Source organism: Lentimicrobium sp. S6, assembly GCF_013166635.1.
Taxonomy (GTDB): domain Bacteria; phylum Bacteroidota; class Bacteroidia; order Bacteroidales; family UBA12170; genus UBA12170.
This window is the reverse complement of sequence record NZ_JABKBZ010000085.1, coordinates 1-19979: the sequence shown is the minus strand read 5'-3', so window position 1 is coordinate 19979 and position 19979 is coordinate 1. Positions and strand designations below refer to the sequence as shown.

The window sequence follows — 19979 nt, the reverse complement described above, 5'->3', positions numbered from 1 at the left end:
GTTTCGGATAATGAAGCTATAGTTCAGAAAGTAATTTTGAAGTAGATTTATAGAGATTGATTCGTCGTTCCTCCTCGCAATGACCTTCTTCGTAATGAACATTCTGAGATTGCGAGCAGAGCGAAGCAAACTCAAACAAACAAACTATGACTAATTTAAAAATTGAAAAACCAAAGAACAATGAAAAACATAAAGAAAATATCAATTACAGCAGTATTTTTATTATTCACCGCTTTTGCTTTTGCTCAAACTCCTCCTCCACCTAATAATGGAAATGGTGCTGCAGGCGGAGGGAATACTCCAGTGGGGGGTGGTGCACCTGTAGGGAGTGGAATTCTCATTTTTGCGGCTTCAGCGTTAGTTTATGGCGTTTATAAATTCAAAGTGCCAATAAAAGCTTTGCTAATCAGGTATTAGATTAGGATTAGACTTTTTCATCTTTCTATGGTTCTCAATGAAAAATGATGGGAGTACCCCAGTATTCTTTTTAAAAGCAGAAATAAATACACTTCTATTGGCAAAACCAGATTTTTTAGCCAATGCTTCTTGGGTGTGACTTTCTGCATAACCTGTAGTGATTAAACGAATGGCTTCTTTTATTCTATACTCATTGATATAATTGGGAAATGTGGTATTCAACTGATGATTAATGGCTTGTGACAAATAGGTCCTATTGGTATTTAGCAATTTAGAAGTTTCTAGAATATTTAATTGAGGATTTAAATATATCTTATCAGTCTGCATTTTAAATCTAAGCTCTTCAATGATTTTCTTGTGCCTCAATACTTCTTTTCCATTCGCTTTATCTGCTGTTTTTTCTTCAAGCCTTTCTATAGTCTTTACAGAATCATTAGAAGAATGACAATCGATGCTCCTCTTTACTAGTTTTAGCTTGGATTGATATAATTTTAAATATAACCATACCATCAAAGACAATAAAATGAGCAATACCAGTATCCCAAGCATTAAAAGCTTAGATTTACGTACTGATTCACCTAACTTTATCTGCGTTTGTAAATGGTTTTCATTGGCTAAAATAATCATGGATTGAGAAAGCCTTTCAGCCACTTGCAAAGAATCATTAATTCTATGATACTTTTTATAGAACTTTATGGCTTCACTATAATGACCCATTTCATAGAGTATATCAGAATAGGCACTATAAATCTGTGGAACAAGCCTGAATGTATTACTTCTATTTTCTTCAGGCATCAAGCTTCTCATCAAAATTTCAGCTTCTTTCAATTGCCCTTCCCTTGATAAATATAGCGATTGGAAATATATATACTCTTGCCTTACATCCTGAAATATTTCATCCTCAGGTATACTTTGTACTTCTGCTAAATATTTACTTGCTAGCTGTAGTTCATCCTGAAGAATAGCTGTTTCTGCTAGTTTTATGTTTATATAAGCAATAGTATTGTTTTTATAATCTGTATCTAGATACTGTTTTGCTTTCTTCAAAGACTTTTGAAACCAATCTTGTGCTTCATCGAATGCTCCTTTCTTTAAGGCAATTTGCCCCATATTATTCATCATTACAAAAGGTCGGTAAAAATTCCAAATATCATCTTTAACATAGGCATGATACATTTTTAAATAAACCTTTTCAGCTTGCTTATACAAGCCTGCATGATAGTAAATATCTCCTAATAGGTTAAGGATGTTTCTATAACCTTCCCCATCGAATCCTTCAGGTGTCATTTCCCGATAATGAAGAATATAAATCATGGCTGAATCATATTGTTTCCGTTCGATAAAATACTGTGCTCTGCTATATTCTACCAGGCACTTTGCATCAAACATATTATTCTCTTCAGCTAAACGATAAGCTTCTTTAAACAGTTTATTGGAATTGTTATGAAAATGTTCTGCATTAAAAATCAAAGCCCCAATATAAGTCTCAACATCTCTTGTGCTGCTTAATACTAATAAATCATTGGCTAATTTTTCTTTTATTTCAAAGTCTTGCAATAATCGAATAGAATCAAAAGACAGACGGACAGCTTCTCTAAATTCTAAGCCTTTAAGTTCTTGCATATTCTTTTTCTCTGAATATTGAGCAAGTACAGATTCAAAAGCTAAGAACATAAAAATCAAACTTATAATAGCTATTCTATTTGTCATAATAAGTATAAAATTGTCAAGATTTACCAATTCAAACAAATATAAGAAGTCATTTTGAATAATTATTCCTTTTTTTTCTATCTTTATAAGGCATATTAAAAAATCGACAATTATTAAAACCAAATATTATGAAAAGTAAATACTTTCTCGCCTTTTTTTTTTGTTTAGTATTAAGCTATCAATCATATTCACAAAATAATGCATTGGAGTTTGACGGAATTGATGATTATGTTCAAACGTCTTACGGCGGTGAAATAAAAACCTTAGAATTCTGGTTTAAAACTAATAGCTTTAATACCTTAGATGGGCTATTTGGTCAAAGGTATGATAATGTTGAAGAATCAGGTAATTGGCAAATGCATTGGGATGACAATGGGGACCACAAACGATTAAGAATCTACAGCTATGATCCCACTGGAGGCGAAATGATTACAAACACCTCTTTTGAATCAGGACAATGGTATCATGTAGCAATTACTTCTGAAGTTGATAATGTTAACTTTTATATTAATGGTGTACATGATAGTCAACACACCTGGATGAGCACTGTTCTCGGAGGGGGCAATAATGACGATGACTTAACAATAGGTGGTAGTTTTGGAAACTCAACATTATACCCCTATGATGGTGAATTAGATGAAGTAAGAGTTTGGAGCGATATCAGAACTGAAAGTGAAATTCGTCAAAATATGTATCAGGAGCTACCAAATCCATCAGGAGAAACTAACTTGGTTGCTTATTATAAACTCAATGAAACATCAGGTACTACCGTAGAAGATTCAAAAGGAAGTTTTGATGGAACTTTAACTAATATGGGTGGTAATGAATGGCAAACCTCCCCTGCCATGTTTGGACCTAAAAATTGTTTGGATTTTGATGGTAATGACGATTATGTAACAACTGGCGCAGCTCTTGTAAACCTAAATGATAATATAACCATTGAAGCTATGTTTAATACAACAAATGCTGATAGTTGGAACGCTATAGCGACAATTGAAAATAAAGCTCCGGAAATTAATAATTTCTTACAAATACTAACTGGAAGCGATGGAAAAGTTTATATAAAAGATGCTCACAATATAGACTATATATCAACAACAGAAAGTTATAATGATGGCATTTGGCACCAAATGGCATTTATTAGAAATGCAGCTACAAAAACAATATACCTATATGTAGATGGGGAGCTCAAAAGCTCAGGATCATATACTAGTACTGCTACAGTAGATCCTGATATGGAATTGCGTTTTGGAAATTCTGAATTTACGGCAAATGGAGCTAATCCCGGAGGAAGCTACTTTATGGATGGAATGCTTGATGAAATAAGAATTTGGAATGATGTGCGAACAGAAGAAGAAATTCGGGTAAATATGTGCAAGTCTTTAACAGGTAACGAGACCGGCTTATTGGGGTATTTTACATTTGATAATACTTCCGGAACCACATTGCAAGACTTCTCAGGTAATGGAAATGATGGAACACTAACCAATATGACAGATGTTGATTGGGTAGAATCCACTGCCTTCAACACATGGCTTAATACAAACTCTACCAGTTGGGCAACTGTCTCTAACTGGAGTCGTGGTTCCGTACCCTCTAGCACTGATAATGTACATATTGAAAATTTGAATAACGTACCAAGCAATTCCTCAGATTTAACTGTGAACAATCTAGTTGTTGCTGCCAACTCTTCATTAGATTTCACAGGTAACCTCACGGTTAATAATAATGTATTTTTCTATAGCCCTTATACTATATATGCTGGTGATGGAATGACTGTGGATGGTGATTTCTTCTATGATGATTCTAAATCGGGAAGTTTTACCATAAAATCAGGTGGATCATTAATTACAAATAACGAGGTAACGGGTTCTATAAATATAGAAAGAACTATAGCTGAAGACTCAAAATGGCATTTGATTTCTGTACCTAATAGCTCAACTACTACCACAAAATTCATCAATTATTTCCTACAACAATGGGATGAACCCACACATAACTGGCAAGATATCACAGATTTAAATATCCCTATGGTTTCTGGAAAAGGCTATAGCTTCTTTGACACTCCTGATGCAAAAACCACATTCTCGTTTTCTGGAACTCCTAATAATGGGGAAATGAGCTATGAAATAAGTTCAACTGCTACTGGTAATGATAGTGAAGGGTTCAACCTAGTTGGAAACCCTTATCCCTCTTCTATTGATTGGAATACCCTAAACGAAACCTATGGTGCCATTTATCTTTGGAATCCAGAGGAAGAATCGGGAGACCCTGGAAATCCTGGTGATTATATTGAATGGAATGGAAATACGGAATATGGAATTGCGCCCATGCAAGGATTCTTCATTTTTTTAGACCCCAATAAAAGTTTGAATTTTATTGTTAACAATGATAATCGTACTCATGACAATGCTAGCACATCTTACAAATCATCATCTTCAAAAATTGAAAATGGAATTGTTTTGTCAACCAACCAAAAGGATCAACTTAAGATTAGATTTCTACATGATGCTGCTGATGATTTTGATTATTTCTACGATGCTTTTAAGATCGTTTCTTTAGGAGAAAGCAATTCACAATTTTACTCTAAATACTTCGAAACCAAACTAGCCATAGATTGCCGCCCAGAGACTGAAATGATACAATTGGGCTATCAAAACAATCAAAACGGTCAATATTCTATTGAAATGATAGAAATAAATGGCATAACTCAAGCAGAGATAGAAGACACCAAACAAAACACCTTCCACAATCTAAGCCAAGGATCCTATCAGTTCGATTGGGAAACAACAGACTCAGAGGAACGTTTCATACTACACCTCAAAGCTACCGCAACAGATGAACTCGTTGAACAAGAAGCACAAGTAAATAGTTACGATGGACAAGTTTATATCCATCAGACTTCCTCAAATGAATATCATACGGTACATATCTATGATATAGCAGGACGAGTGGTTTACACTAGTTCACTAGGACAAGAAGAATTACAGAGTATTTCTTTAAGTAATGCTAAAGGGGCTTACCTGGTGCAGTTAGTTTCGGATAATGAAGCTATAGTTCAGAAAGTAATTTTGAAGTAGATTTATAGAGATTGATTCGTCGTTCCTCCTCGCAATGACCTTCTTCGTAATGAACATTCTGAGATTGCGAGCAGAGCGAAGCAAACTCAAACAAACAAACTATGACTAATTTAAAAATTGAAAAACCAAAAACAATGAAAAACATAAAGAAATACATCGGAATAATCGTTTTAGTATTCGCTATGAGTACTCTTTTTGCTCAAACCCCTCCTCCACCCAATAATGGAACAACCGGAAGCGGGGGAAGCACTCCTGTTGGTGGTGGCGCTCCTATTGGTGGCGGACTTCTGATAATGGCATCTGCTGCTTTAGCTTATGCATATGCAAGTTATCTTAAGAAGAAACCGGAATATACTATTGAAGAAGAATCGTAAATTTAAATAAATCAATAAGGGAAGCTGTTTTGCATTTGTAGAACAGCTTCTTTTTGTTTAAATTAGCATAAATATATTTTATGTCTTCTCTATTTAAATACATATTAAGTACTCTATTAATATCTATTTTCATATCTAATGTGCACGCCAATAAGGAAAAAAAGCTTCCGAAAGATTTCTATCAAATTAAAATTGATAAAATAAAATCATATTTGTCTGACCGTCCAGACTCAGCTATAATATTAGCCGAAAAAATGGTTTCTGAATTAAAAAATGACAATGATTCAATAATCGCCATTGGTCAATATCTCATTGGAATAGCTTATTATTACAAAGGAAACTATTTTGTCAGTTCTTCATTTTATTTAAATGCCTTAAATTCAGATTATACCCATCAAAATTTAAAATTTAAATCCAGTTGTCTGAATAATCTGGGGATCAATTATGAATTAACCGATCAATATGATAAAGCTATTACGCAATACTTAAAGTGTATTCAAATTGATAAAGAATTAGGAAATTATTTGGGGATTGCACAAACCCAATTAAATATGGGGCTGCTTTATAATCATTTAAATCAAATACAGCAAGCGCATGATTATCTAAATAGTGCTTTGAAATATTTCCGAAGTATTGATGACCATCATCATTTAGGTTTGGCCTATCACAATCTGGGAAAAATTCGAATGGATCAAAATCAATTTGAACAGGCCATAAAAAATTTGGAAAAATCTAATTTGGAGTTCCTGCAAACATCCAGTCATTATGAAAGAGGAATGTTATTGAATAATTTGATCCTGTGTTGTATAGAACTAGGTGAGTTAGAAAAGGCTGAAAAATATTTGAAGGAAAATGAAAAGATTATTGAGGAGAACAATTTCGAATACTTAAGAGCAACATATCTGACTACAAAAGTAAATCTCCTCATTGCTTTAAATGAATATGATCAGGCATACCAAATTTTAAAAACAATCAATATCTATAATTCCCGCACTGCTTCTAAAATAAAATATCTGGAAACAAGACTGGCTATTCTAAATGGAGATAAATTAAAAGCAAATAAGTATTTACAACAATATGCAAATTATAGAGATTCACTAGAATCTGCAAAAAATACAAAACTGGTTAACGACTTACATATAAAATACCAATCTGACACTGATCAAAAAACCATTCAAGAGCAAACAAGCATAATTATTAAAAGAAGAAATCAAATCATTTTTCTTATAATTTTCGGAAGTATCCTTTTTATAACATTAATGGTGATTTTCATTCTTTACAGAAGATTAGATAAGTCTTATAGGAAAATATATCAATTAAACACTATACATTCAGAGCATTTTCATTCTCAAAATAGAAACACATCAAATAATGATGAGACAAATGTTGAATTGTGGAATCAAATACAGGATTTAATTCAACTTGAAAAATTCTGGTTGAATAATAAGTTCTCCATAGAGAATCTGGCAAAAAAATGTAATACCAATAAATCTTATATATCTAAGGCCATAAAAGAAAACACCAATAATAATTTCAATAGTTTTATCAATCAATTGAGAGTTGAAGAAGCAAAAGAATTGCTGACTGATGAATCTTCTGACAATTATACATTGGATGCTATTGCAGAAATGTCAGGTTTCAATTCTGTAAGTAGCTTTTACAGAATATTTAAAGATCATACAGGCATCACTCCTAAAAGATTTAAGGACCTATCCTCTTTTAGAAAATAATCTCTGTTTTCGTCGTGCTTTGATGATTATTTTCTTTTTTAAGATAGCTTTTTCTTTTTTGAGAGAACATCTCAATACTATATTCCCTTTATATTTCTTACTTTTATAAAGAACAATTAAAAAAATATTATGAAAAATTTATACCTTTTTTCATTCATTACTTTATTTTGTATTTTAATGAATACATTTTTAACTGCCCAACCCATGCCTATGACCTATTTCCAATATTCAGGAAATGATACTTGGGCAAACGATATTGATGGTGATAATATAGTTGGAAATACATTTATCTCATCCCCAATGGCTGTTTACGGATTTAAAACTGCAAATGATGGTAATAGTTTTGTCTTGTTAAATTATCCTGGAGAAAACTATACTTATCCACAAGGAATAGATGGAAGCAATATTGTTGGTTATTATAAAGACAATAGCGCTGTTTCTCATGGCTTCAGATATAATGGCTCAACCTGGACAACTTTAGATCATACATCAGGAAATGAAACAGAAATGATGGGAGTAAGTGGTAACAATTATGTGGGCTATTACAAAGATGGAGATAGTCATTACCATGGGTGCTTATACAACTCTGGTACAGGAACCTGGACGACAATAGACAGGCCAGGTGCATTAAATACAAAGTTCACAGGAATTTATGGTAATATTATTGTTGGAAATAGTGGTGATACTTACTCCAATGTGAATACAGGATTTATGTATAATATGAGTACCGATACATGGACATCTATAGATTATGGAGTAGATGGTGACCCTAATAGTCCACAAATGACTTGGTATGAATCGACAAACATAGAAGGAATTGATGCAACTCATGTATTGGCATATTATGAAACATCAGGAAGTTATAAAGTCAACTTTTTGTATGAAATATCTTCAGGTAATTTTTCGCTACTTAATTATGACGAAACCGGAGGCAAACAAGCATGTGGTATAGATGGAACTGATAATATTGTTGGGTATTCTGAGGGTGGTGGAGTGTACGCTTACCACTATCGGGAAATTGATCCACCTACAGTAATAACTCAAGCTGTTTCCAGCATTGATGCTACTACCGCCACAGGCAATGGAAATATTACAAACCTAGGGGATGCAGTAGTTACTCAACACGGTGTTTGCTGGAATACAAGCGGAACTCCTACTACAGATGATAGTAAAACAACAGAAGGTACTGCTTCTTCTACAGGCACTTTTACTTCTTCCATAACTGGTTTAATTGAGAATCAAACCTACTATGTACGAGCCTATGCAACAAACAGTGGAGGAACATCCTATGGCAGTCAAGTAAGCTTTACGGCAGTAACATCAGTTACCGAAACCTGGACTATAGAATTATCTGACTCTTATGGTGATGGTTGGAATGGTGGTAGTATAAATGTTTTAATAAATAGTTCTCCAGTATTATCCAATTTAACTTTAGCTAGTGGTTCTGGTCCACAGATCAATGAGTTTTCAGTTTCCTGTGATGATATTATTACAACACAATATACAGCAGGTAGCTATTCCTACGAAAATGAATATCAGATTAAAAATAGTAATGGAGTTGTAGAAGCACAATCAGGACAAGGTGGTGCAGTACCAGAAAATATAAGCTATACCTATGATTGTCCGGAAACTCCAGGCACAGTAAGTACCCAATCTGTATCTGATATTTCAACAACAACTGCAACAGGAAATGGTAATATCACTTCTATTGGAACCACTTCCATATCAGCTCATGGAGTATGTTGGAATACTTCCGGCAACCCAACAACCGGCGATTCTTCCACAGATGAAGGTTCCGCTGGCTCAACAGGTACTTTTACTTCAGATATTACCGGATTGTCACCAGGAACAACTTATTATGTTAAAGCTTTTATAACTGATGAAACAGGAACAATTTATGGCGATCAAGTTAGTTTTACAACTTCATATCTGGTAACAACTCAGGCAGTGTCTGATATTACGGGAACAACAGCTACTGGAAATGGTAATATTCAAACAGTTGCCTCTCCCATAACGGCTCATGGTGTATGTTGGAGTACATCCGGGAATCCTACAATTGCTAACTCACACACAGATGAAGGTTCGACTAGTTCAACTGGAGCATTTAGTTCTAGTATTTCAAATTTAACCTCCTCGACCACTTATTATGTTAGAGCCTATATTACAAATGGTAATGGAACATTTTACGGAAATCAGGTGAGTTTTGAAACATCATTTGTAAGTCTGTTTGATGGCTCAGGAACATCTATTGACCCTTACGTAATTGCTGATCTTACAGATTTAAAGAATTTTTCTGAAAATAGCAGCTATTGGAATAAATATTTTATTCAAACTGCCGATATTGATGCTTCTGCAAGTTCCGGTTGGAATGGAGGAGAAGGATTATCTGCCATATCATTTTCAGGTTCTTATAATGGCCAATACCACACAATAACAGGTTTATATATAAATAAAGAAATTTATGGAAGAGCATTTTTTACTACAACAAATGGAGCAAGTATCTCAAACCTTGGCTTAGTAAATGTTGATTTTACTTGTTGGGGAAATGTAGGAGCTTTTGTAGGATCCTCATCGGGAAACACAACAATTAGCAACTGCTTTGCTTCTGGTTCAGTAACTGGTAACTATACCAACGCAGGTGGTTTTGTAGGATATGTTGGAAACGGAACCCTAACAATTAATAATTGTTATAGTAGAGTTTCTACCCATGGAGAAAGTTTCAGCGGTGGATTGGTTGGGAGAGCACAAGCAACAATAAATATTTCAAATTCTTATAATAGTGGTGCCGTTACAAATGGAGGTGACCCAGGTGATTATGCTGGTGGGCTTTTTGCATATAATTACTACTCTTGGGGTGATTATAATACCATAACAGACTGCTTCTGGGATACCGAAACTTCCGGGCAAAGTACTTCTTTTGATGACGGAACTGGATTAACCACTTCCGAAATGAAAACTCAGTCTACATTCACTGCTTCTGGATGGGATTTTACAAATACCTGGCAAATGGATAATTATACGAATGATGGTTATCCATTCTTAAAATGGCAAGGCGGCACCTATGCTTGGAGTGGAGCAACAAATAATGACTGGAATACTTCTACCAATTGGGAGGGTGGCGAAGTACCTTCAACTCTAATAGATAATGTACTGATACCAAATGTAAGCAATGATCCTGTTATTTCCAGCAGTGGTACAGGTAGCTGTAAAAACCTTACTATTAATAATGGTGCAATACTTACAGTCAATTCTGGAGGATCTTTAATTACTGCTGAAACTATAACTAACAATGGTACAATTAATATTGAAAAAACCATCACAAATGATACCTGGCATCTATTTGGTAGTCCTATCTCCTCTGCAACTGCTAATTATTTCACAGGTAATTTTCTTCAAAACTGGAATGAGTCAAATGCTTCATGGAGTGAAATAACAGATCAGGCATCAAGCCTAACTCCCGGAAGAGGATATGGAGTTTATACAACTTCAAAAGCTTCACTAGCATTCACAGGAACACCCAATACAGGCAATGTATCAGTTTCAATTTCATACACTTCCGTACAAGACTCGACCAGAGATGGTGCCAATTTATTAGGAAACCCATACCCTTCCAGTATTGATTGGGATGAGGTCTCAGGATTTGGATCTGTTTATTATTGGGATGGGGATGAATATCTGGCCTACCCTCAAACTGGTAGTTATGGAACCGGGTCCAGATATGTTCCTCCTATGCAAGGTTTCTTTATTGTAGTTCCCGATGGAGATCCATCTACTTTCACTTTTACCAATGCCATGAGAACACATAGTGGTGCAACCAGCTACTATAAATCTGATAAATCATTGCAAAATGGGGTCTTGCTCTCTGCAAAATCAGGCTATAGAGATGATTTACTTTTAATTAGATACCATCCGGAAGCCTCTCAGGTATTCGATTTTGACAGAGATGCATTAAAACTAAAAGCCTATATTTCAGGCAAATCAGAAATATGGTCTTTTGCAGGTAATGATGAATTATCCATAGATGTACGAAATGATATTGAAAGAATTCCTCTCGGCTATAAAAACAATCTGAATGGAAATTATAACATAGAAGTTAAAGAAATTGGGAATATCGGAAGTGTTGAGCTCGAAGACACCAAACTTAATAAATTCCATAACCTGGCTGCCAGTCCATATCATTTCGATTGGAAAACTACAGATTCAGAGGAGCGTTTTATATTACATCTGAAAGCAACTGGAACAGAAGAACTGGTAGTACAAGATGTACAAGTTTATACTGCCAATGGCCAGGTTTATGTTAGAATGGATGATGCAGAAGAATTTGATGAAATCATGGTTTACGATTTGGCAGGTAGATTGGTTTACGAGAATAATCTAAGCAAGCAAAATCTTCAAAGCTTCGACTTGAGTCATTTGCAGGGAGCATATTTGGTACAGTTGGTTTCGAGTAATGGAACACTAGTAGAAAAAGTAATATTGGAATAGTGGGAAGTCGGAAGCCAGAAGCCGGAAGTAAAGGGATGCACGCCTTGAGCAGAGCGAAAGGATTGCAGCCCTGAAGTCCGAAGCCGAAAGCTTAAAGTTGGAAGTAACACCAAACATCTGTCACCGGACATCCAACATCCGAAACCAAACAAGAATTAAAAATTGAAAAAAAGAATTATGAAAAACATAAAAAAATACATCGGAATAATCGTTTTAGTATTCGCCATGAGTACTTTATTTGCTCAAACCCCTCCTCCACCCAATAATGGAACAACCAGTAGTGGTGGGACAACTCCTGTTGGTGGTGGTGCTCCTATTGGAAGTGGATTATTAATTTTATTAGCTACTGCCGGAGCTTATGGTTTTACTAAATGGCGAAATCAGGTGCCTGATTATAAAATCGAAGCTTAGGAATTAAGTAACAACCAGTAAGGGTTTCGCTTGAAGCGAAACCCTTACTTTTTAACTGGCTTTGGGTCTGTTTTTTTTTCCTATAATTTCCAATGCAGAAATATAATAGGCATAAGACTAAACTATTTTAGGGTGATTTATAACTCAAAATGAGCCAATATTAAAAATGAGTTTTTCATTTGATTTTTAATTTTTTTTTCTTAATTTTGCACATAGTCGTACAATTAGATATTATTATCGTTAAAAAACCAAATGCCCTAACCGCTGATATTCATGCATCTATGTTCTTTTTGCTTTTTTTTAATGTTATAATAATTCAGTTGAACATTTTTAAAATTATATTATGAAAAAGAACTTTTACACGCTGATCATTCTTACTTTTTTTGGAATTAGCCTCTCCTCTACTGCCCAGAACAATGCCTTAACTTTTAGTAGCGACGTTATTAGTATTCCCTCAAACATGGGCTTAGGAACAATTAATATAACTGCTGAATGTTGGATAAACCTACCTAGTTTGACTGAAAGCGGCACATTTATAAATATAGGAGGTGGCTCAAATGGTTATGCAATAGGCGTTGGATCAGGAGATTTTGAGCATTCAGGCAATGAACTCATTCTGATATATGATAATATAAGATGGATTCCTACAGGAATAAATATAGGAACAGATTGGCATCATGTAGCCTTCAGTATAGATCTAGCAGGCACAGCAAGAGCTTTCCTAGATGGAACTCTAGTTTTTACCAGTCCCGGATCTGGTCCTAGTGCCCCATCTACAAACACATTTATTGGAGCATCTGACAACCTAGGTGGTAGGCCATTAACAGATGGTATCATTGATGAGGTCCGTATATGGAATGTAGCTTTGGATCAATCAAATATTAGAACTAGAATGTATCAAGAGTTAATTGGCAACGAGGATAACCTAGTGGCTTATTACAAATTTAATCAAACAAGTGGTACGACGCTTTATGATGAAACAGCGAATAATTATAATGGAACGCTTTTGGGAATTAACTTTACTGACCATGCCATCCCTTCTTCTGCCTTTTTTGGCCCAAAAAACTGCTATAGCTTTAATGGATCAATAAGTTGGGTAAGCTTAGGCAACGATCCTTATCATAACAATTTTTCAGGAGGAACTGCCATTAGTATAGAATATTGGTTTAAAGGTAGTGTTTTGCAATCTGCAGTTCGGTTTCAAGGTTTCGATGTAAGCTATGGAAGTGACTACGTAGTAGCTGGTTGGGGAGGTTCTAATCCGAAATTTATAATTTCCACAGATGGAGGGTCAGCGAATGGAGTACTTATCGGTTCTGACGCGGTTTTGGAAGATGGAAACTGGCATCATATTGCTTGTACTTGGGAGAAAAATACCACCAATGGATTTAAAACCTACGTGGATGGAGTATTATCTAATCAAAGAACTTCTGCAAATGTAAACTTACCTACAATTGTCTATAATGGATTATTAGGAGCTTACCATGGCCCTTCAGAAGTTTTGAATGGACAACTTGATGAAGTTCGTATTTGGACTGATGTACGTAGCGAGGCTGAAATACGCGAAAACATGAACAAAACTTTAATTGGAAATGAGGATGGTCTGGTTATGTATTATAATTTGGATAATGGTAATGTAGCTAACAATATAGCCTCAGCAAATTACGATGGAGCTCCTGCTAATATTACATCCGTAGTATCAACAGCTTTTAATACATGGCTCAATACTAGTTCTAATTCTGAATCTACAAATGCAAACTGGAGTCGTGGTATAGCGCCTTCAGACCCTGAAAATGATATTGTAGATAATGTTGGTGTATATGCTTTTTCAGGAAGTGATCCAATAGTAAGTACGGCTTTCGATTGCAACCTCTTCTTCCTTGAAACAGGTGCTAGTTTTACTTTAAATGATGGAGCTTCATTTATTGCACAAGGAAACGAGTTTATTAATGGAACTTTTACCCTAAACAAAACCTTAACAAATGATAGTAAATGGCATTTAATATCCGCCCCAAATAATAATACCACAGCTAATCTCTTCTTTGGAGATTATTTACAAAACTGGAACGAATCTACAGGACTATGGGAGCAAATAGATGATGAAAATACTACACTCACACCTGTGAAAGCCTATGGCTTCTTTGGAACTCATGCTAAAGCTTCCTATAGCTTTACTGGAGATCCTAACGATGGAGATCAAAGCATTAGTCTTACCACATCTGGTTCTGGAGGAAGCTATAATAAAGCAAATGCTGTGGGAAACCCCTATCCCTCGGCTATCGATTGGGATTTAGTGAGTGGCTACGGTGCAAAGTATACATGGAATGGAACAGCTTATGAAGCTTATCCTGCTACTGGAGGATTTGGTTTAGCCCCCAGATATGCTGCACCATGTCAAGGTTTCTTTGTATTACCTAGTAGTTCTGGAACATTTACTTTAACAAACTCTATGAGAACTCATGATGGAGCTGATGGTTTTGAGAAAGCTATACAAACTATTGAAAATGGTATAATAGTTTATACACAATCTAATGGATATAAAGACAAACTAGTCATTGCCTTTAAAGAAGAGAGCTCAGATAATTTTGAATTAGATAAAGATGCTTATAAAATTCTAAGCAATACAGAAAATTTATCCCAAATTTATTCTTTATCAAATTATGAAAAGTTATCTATTGATATTCGTCCAGAAACCGAAATTGTTCAATTAGGATTTCAAAATACAGCAAATGGTAAATATTCTATTGGCATGTTAGAAACTGATGGCATTGCAAGTGCTGAATTAGAAGACACCAAACTACATACTTTCCATGATCTTAGTACTGGAATATATGTCTTCGATTGGAATATGGAAGATTCAGAGGAGCGCTTCATACTACATCTTAAGGCTACCGCAACTAATGAACTCGTTGAACAAGAAGCACAAGTATATAGTTCTAATGGTCGAGTCTATATTCGTCAGACCTCCTCTAATGAGTTTAATTCAGTAGTAATATATGATTTAGCAGGACGAGTGGTGTATTCTAGTTCATTAAGCCAGCAAGAATTACAGAGTATTTCCCTTTCAAATGCTAAAGGGGCTTACCTTGTACAACTGGTTTCAGATAATGAAACTATAGTTCAGAAAGTAGTTTTGAAGTAGGTTTATAGAGATTGCTTCGTCGTTCCTCCTCGCAATGACCATCTTCGCAATGAACATTCTGAGATTGCGAGCAGAGCGAAGCAATCTCAAACAAACTATGACAAATTTAAAAATTGAAAAACCAAAGAACAATGAAAAACATAAAGAAAATAACCATCACAGCAGCATTTTTAATATTCACAGCATTTGCTTTTGCTCAAACTCCTCCTCCACCTAATAATGGAAATGGTGCTGCAGGCGGAGGGAATACTCCAGTGGGGGGTGGTGCTCCCATTGGTGGTGGTCTTATTATTATGATTGCAGCTGCAGGTATTTATACTGGAAAACAATACTTCAGAAAAGAATGAATCATTATCCCAGATTCTAAAAACGAAAAGCATGAGAAAATCACTCATGCTTTTTGTTATTATATTATTTCATCAGTTTTTTCAACAGAATAATCATATTAGCCTTTTCTTTCATATTTAGAGAAGCACCATTTTCATCAATAAGCTCTTCAATCAAAGACGAAACCTTAGTCATTTCTTTCTCACCTAGTTCGCTCAACTTTATCAGTTTTGCTCTTTTATCTTTTGAATCATCAAATTCATCAATCAATTTAAGCTTGATTAATCTTCTAATAACCTCTATTCCACTTGGACCATTCATGGAATGCATTTTGATAAGCTCCATTTTACGAATACTCGTTAAATGATGTATATGAATCATAAAACTATATTCTTCATATGTTGAAATAAGACTTGTCTTTAAGGCTCTTTTTACTTCATATTTAAGAGTTCGACTAATAGATAATAACCTAAAGAATAACTCTCCATTCTTATGATCTTGAGGATTCTCTTCTTCGCTATTTTCTGAAAGTTCACTTTCTACATAAGCTAAAAATTCTGAAAGCTTAGGCTCATGAGAAGAATGAGTCTGTGCAAAATTTTCAAGATGACTGATTAATTCCTTTAAAATATTTAAGCTTTGATTCATTTTACAAAAGTAATATGATTTTCGAGTATATTATTGTGTATTTGATTTAATTATATTATATTTGATTCAATTACATACATTTATTGGTCTTTTAAAATTGAAATATTGGATAAGCAATTTAAATTCCTACTCTATGCGGCCAATAAATTTAAAAGTAAGCGAACAACGATTAAATAAGTATTAACTAAAATTGAATAAAATGAAACCTTTATTTACAACCATCCTGCTATTGATAAGCCTTACCCTATTTTCTTCAATAATCTATGTGGATATTGATGCAACAGAAAGCAACGATGGAAGCAGTTGGACAAATGCATACACCGATTTACAAAGTGCTCTCAGTGCTGCATCTTCAACAGATGAAATTTGGGTTGCAGAAGGTATATATAAACCTACTTTAACAACAACCAGAACCATCTCTTTTGAAATTCCAAGTGGTGTAGAAGTCTATGGCGGTTTTGCCGGAACTGAATCCGCTGTTTCCGAAAGGACTGACTTTGGATTAGGCGGGGCAAATGAAACCATTCTGAGTGGAGATATTGGCACTGGCGGAGACAATACCGACAATTCATACCACGTGGTAAAATTTACCAACGCATCCAGCGAAACCATCTTGGATGGTTTTACAATAACCAAAGGTTACGCAGATGGTGGAACAACTGATATCGAAAGCGCCTGCGGGGGTGGCATTTATAACGATGGCTCAGGTAATGGCAATAGTAGTAACCCGAAAATTACAAATTGCATTATTACCTATAATTATGCCTATTACCAGGGCGGCGGTGTATTAAATCTGGCAAATTATCATGACACCCCAACCCCGCCTTCACCAAGTACTGCCGGCGCAAGCAGTCCTGCTTTTACAAACTGCACTATAACAAATAATACAACCGATGGCTATGGGGCAGGTGTAAACAATGAGGGAGAATTTGGTGGTGTTGCAAGCCCTACTTTTACTGATTGCGACATTAGCAATAACACAGCAGCAGTTGATGGCGGTGGGATATATAATGATGGACAGGATGGAACAGCTAGCCCTACTTTTACTGATTGTACCATAAGCAATAATACAGCTAATTATGGTGGCGGAGTCTGTAATGATGCTACGGAATCTTCTGGAACAGCAGTGTCAAGCCCTACTTTTACAGGCTCTACTATAAGTGGGAATGAAGGTAGTTATGGAGGTGGGATTTGCAACTATGGAAATGGAGGAACTTCAAGTCCGACTTTTTCAAACTGTAATATCAATGCAAATACTGCTTCTGATTATGGGGCAGGTGTCTATAACTATGGCGAGGGGGCAGGCACAGCAAGTCCGACCTTTACAAATTGCACATTTAATGGAAATTCTTGTGACTATGATGGCGGTGCTATGCACAACCATGGCTATAGCAGCGGCGAAGCAAGTCCCACAATAGATGATTGTACTTTTATCAATAATTCGGCAGGTTTGTATGAGTTAGGCGGTGGAGCCATTCAAAATTATGGTCAAAATGGAATTGTTAACCCTGAGATTAAAAACACCATTTTTCAAGGCAATTCAACAACTGGATATGGAGGTGCGATCGCAAATTTTGCAACTTCCACCAATGGATCTATAGAGTCTGAAATAACCAATTGTCTTTTTTATGATAATACAGCAGCATACGAGGGCGGAGCTATTTATGACTGGGGAAGCTCGAATACAGAACTACAAATAATTAACTGCACGTTTAATAATAATGAAGATATGGCGTATGTTGCTTATGGTTCTTCTGCTACCGTTACTATCAGTAATAGTATTTTTTGGGATAATCCTGATGGCCAAATATCAGCTCAAAGCAGTGCTACAATAAATGTTACATATTCAAATATTGAAGGTGGATATACAGGAGTCGGAAATATTAATAGTAATCCACTATTTGCTGATGTCAATAGTGATGATTACAGAATAACTAGTCTATCTCCATGTGCCGATGTGGGCAATGATGCCGTAAATAGCGAAACTTACGATATAAGAGGAACAGGTTATGGTAGAAAATTACTAAAAACAGATGCTAGTTCATCTGGTATAATTGATATGGGTGCTTATGAATTTAAGTATGGAGAAGATCCTTTCACTACATTAGAATGGGATGCTGGTGCGTCTACAGCTGCATGGAATACTCCTGAAAACTGGAGTAATGACATAAAACCAACAGAATATTCCAATGTAATAATCCCTAATTTGCCTATAGATCCAATAATTGCTTCTAATGGAACAGCCGATTGCCATAATATTATAATTGAATCTGGAGCTGCATTAACCATTGAGGATGGAGGTTCTTTAATTACCACTGGAACCATCACCAATAATGGTATTTTCACTGCCCAAAGAACTATCTCCAATGGGCAATGGCATTTAATTTCATCTCCTGTTGCGGGTGCTCAGAGTGGGATGTTTAAATTTGATTACTTACAAAACTGGAATGAAACATCTGCCGATTGGATCGATATTACTGAACTAGACGCACCATTAACTCCAGGAAAAGGTTTTGGCTTTTGGTCTGAGGATGGTGAAACTACCCATACTTTTACCGGAACACCTAATAATGGAACCATTACTCATTCTGTTTCATTTACGGAATATTCATCAGATCCTGATACCTTTGAAGGAGCAAACTTGATTGGAAACCCATATCCATCAAGCATAGATTGGATCGGCCTGGATAATGATTGGGGAGCTGTTTATATCTGGAATCCAGACTTTAACAATGGGGATGGCACTTATGGAAAATATATCAGCTGGAATAATGGTAGTAGCTCCAATGGCTGTACGCAGTTTATTCCACCCATGCAAGCATTCTTTGTGGTTGTTGATGCTGGAGATGATGGAACTGATATAAGTTTGACCAATGCTAACAGAACACATTCCGGAGCTTCAACCTATTATAAGTCTGAACAAGATATCAAAAATGGAATTATTTTAGAAGCCATAACAAATGGCTCCTCTGATGAGCTATGCATTAAATTCCATGCAAATGCAAATCAATTATATGAAAAAAGATTCGATGCATACAAGTTCTTTAATAATTCAGTTGGTTCATGTCAACTTTTCTCTATTACAGGAGAAAAATATCTCTCTATTGATGTAAGACCAGAATCGGAAATCATACAGTTAGGTCTAAGAAATCAGAAAAGTGGAAACTATAAGATAGGCATAAAAGAAATGGATGGGTTTTCATTAGTTGAACTAGAAGATACCAAACTAAACCTCTTCTACGACCTAAGTAAAGGAGCTTATAGCTTTGATTGGAATACTAATGATTCAGAGGAGCGTTTCATACTACATCTTAAAGCTACCGCAACAAATGAACTCGTTGAACAAGAAGCACAAGTATATGCTCACAATGGACAAGTTTATATTCGTCAGACCTCCTCTAATGAGTTTAATTCAGTAGTAATATATGATTTAGCAGGACGAGTGGTGTATTCTAGTTCATTAAGCCAGCAAGAATTACAGAGTATTTCCCTTTCAAATGCTAAAGAGGCTTACCTTGTACAATTGGTTTCAGATAATGAAACTATAGTTCAGAAAGTAGTTTTGAAGTAGGTTTATAGAGATTGCTTCGTCGTTCCTCCTCGCAATGACCATCTTCGCAATGAACATTCTGAGATTGCGAGCAGAGCGAAGCAA

Annotated in this window: 11 protein-coding genes; 9 read left to right on the top strand and 2 right to left on the bottom strand. The window is 35.4% G+C overall.

Going from position 1 to position 19979, the window contains the following annotated elements; translation table 11 throughout:
• Positions 1 to 180: 180 nt before the first annotated feature.
• Entirely contained in the window at positions 181 to 417 is a 237-nt protein-coding gene (locus HNS40_RS19480) for a hypothetical protein (RefSeq protein WP_172284044.1), read from the top strand.
• On the opposite strand, the gene HNS40_RS19475 is transcribed toward HNS40_RS19480, so the two are convergent.
• Complete coding sequence (locus HNS40_RS19475; RefSeq protein ID WP_172284042.1) at positions 403 to 2127, bottom strand: AraC family transcriptional regulator; 1725 nt, start codon at positions 2125 to 2127, stop codon at positions 403 to 405. The two genes, HNS40_RS19480 and HNS40_RS19475, sit on opposite strands and share 15 nt — an antisense overlap.
• Before the next feature lie 128 nt (positions 2128 to 2255).
• On the opposite strand from HNS40_RS19475, the gene HNS40_RS19470 reads away from it, so the two are divergent.
• The 7 genes from HNS40_RS19470 to HNS40_RS19440 all read left to right on the top strand — a co-directional run bounded on the left by HNS40_RS19470 (position 2256) and on the right by HNS40_RS19440 (position 15696).
• Positions 2256 to 5207, top strand: a complete 2952-nt coding sequence (locus tag HNS40_RS19470) for a LamG-like jellyroll fold domain-containing protein (RefSeq protein ID WP_172284040.1) — start codon at positions 2256 to 2258, stop codon at positions 5205 to 5207.
• A gap of 134 nt (positions 5208 to 5341) precedes the next feature.
• The gene (locus HNS40_RS19465) at positions 5342 to 5581 is read left to right on the top strand and encodes a hypothetical protein (RefSeq protein ID WP_172284038.1); all 240 of its coding nucleotides are present in this window, start codon (positions 5342 to 5344) and stop codon (positions 5579 to 5581) included.
• An 80-nt stretch (positions 5582 to 5661) separates the two neighbouring features.
• Positions 5662 to 7311 carry a tetratricopeptide repeat protein gene (locus HNS40_RS19460; RefSeq protein WP_172284036.1) on the top strand — a complete coding sequence of 550 codons (1650 nt, stop codon included), beginning with the start codon at positions 5662 to 5664 and terminating at the stop codon, positions 7309 to 7311.
• A gap of 129 nt (positions 7312 to 7440) precedes the next feature.
• Positions 7441 to 11796 carry a T9SS type A sorting domain-containing protein gene (locus HNS40_RS19455; protein WP_172284034.1) on the top strand — a complete coding sequence of 1452 codons (4356 nt, stop codon included), beginning with the start codon at positions 7441 to 7443 and terminating at the stop codon, positions 11794 to 11796.
• A 177-nt stretch (positions 11797 to 11973) separates the two neighbouring features.
• On the top strand, positions 11974 to 12207 hold the full coding sequence (locus HNS40_RS19450) for a hypothetical protein (protein WP_172284032.1): 234 nt from the start codon (positions 11974 to 11976) through the stop codon (positions 12205 to 12207).
• Between the two features lie 343 nt (positions 12208 to 12550).
• Entirely contained in the window at positions 12551 to 15349 is a 2799-nt protein-coding gene (locus HNS40_RS19445) for a LamG-like jellyroll fold domain-containing protein (protein WP_172284030.1), read from the top strand.
• 131 nt (positions 15350 to 15480) lie between these two features.
• Positions 15481 to 15696 (top strand): hypothetical protein, encoded by a 216-nt coding sequence (locus tag HNS40_RS19440; RefSeq protein ID WP_172284028.1) that lies wholly within the window; start codon positions 15481 to 15483, stop codon positions 15694 to 15696.
• A 64-nt stretch (positions 15697 to 15760) separates the two neighbouring features.
• Here the strand turns inward: HNS40_RS19440 and HNS40_RS19435 are convergent, their stop codons facing one another.
• A complete protein-coding gene (locus HNS40_RS19435; RefSeq protein ID WP_172284026.1) occupies positions 15761 to 16324 on the bottom strand; it encodes a MarR family winged helix-turn-helix transcriptional regulator in 564 nt (187 codons plus the stop codon).
• A gap of 199 nt (positions 16325 to 16523) precedes the next feature.
• Here HNS40_RS19435 and HNS40_RS19430 point away from each other — a divergent pair, with 199 nt between their 5' ends.
• The gene (locus HNS40_RS19430) at positions 16524 to 19895 is read left to right on the top strand and encodes a T9SS type A sorting domain-containing protein (RefSeq protein ID WP_172284023.1); all 3372 of its coding nucleotides are present in this window, start codon (positions 16524 to 16526) and stop codon (positions 19893 to 19895) included.
• The last annotated feature ends 84 nt before the right edge of the window (positions 19896 to 19979 follow it).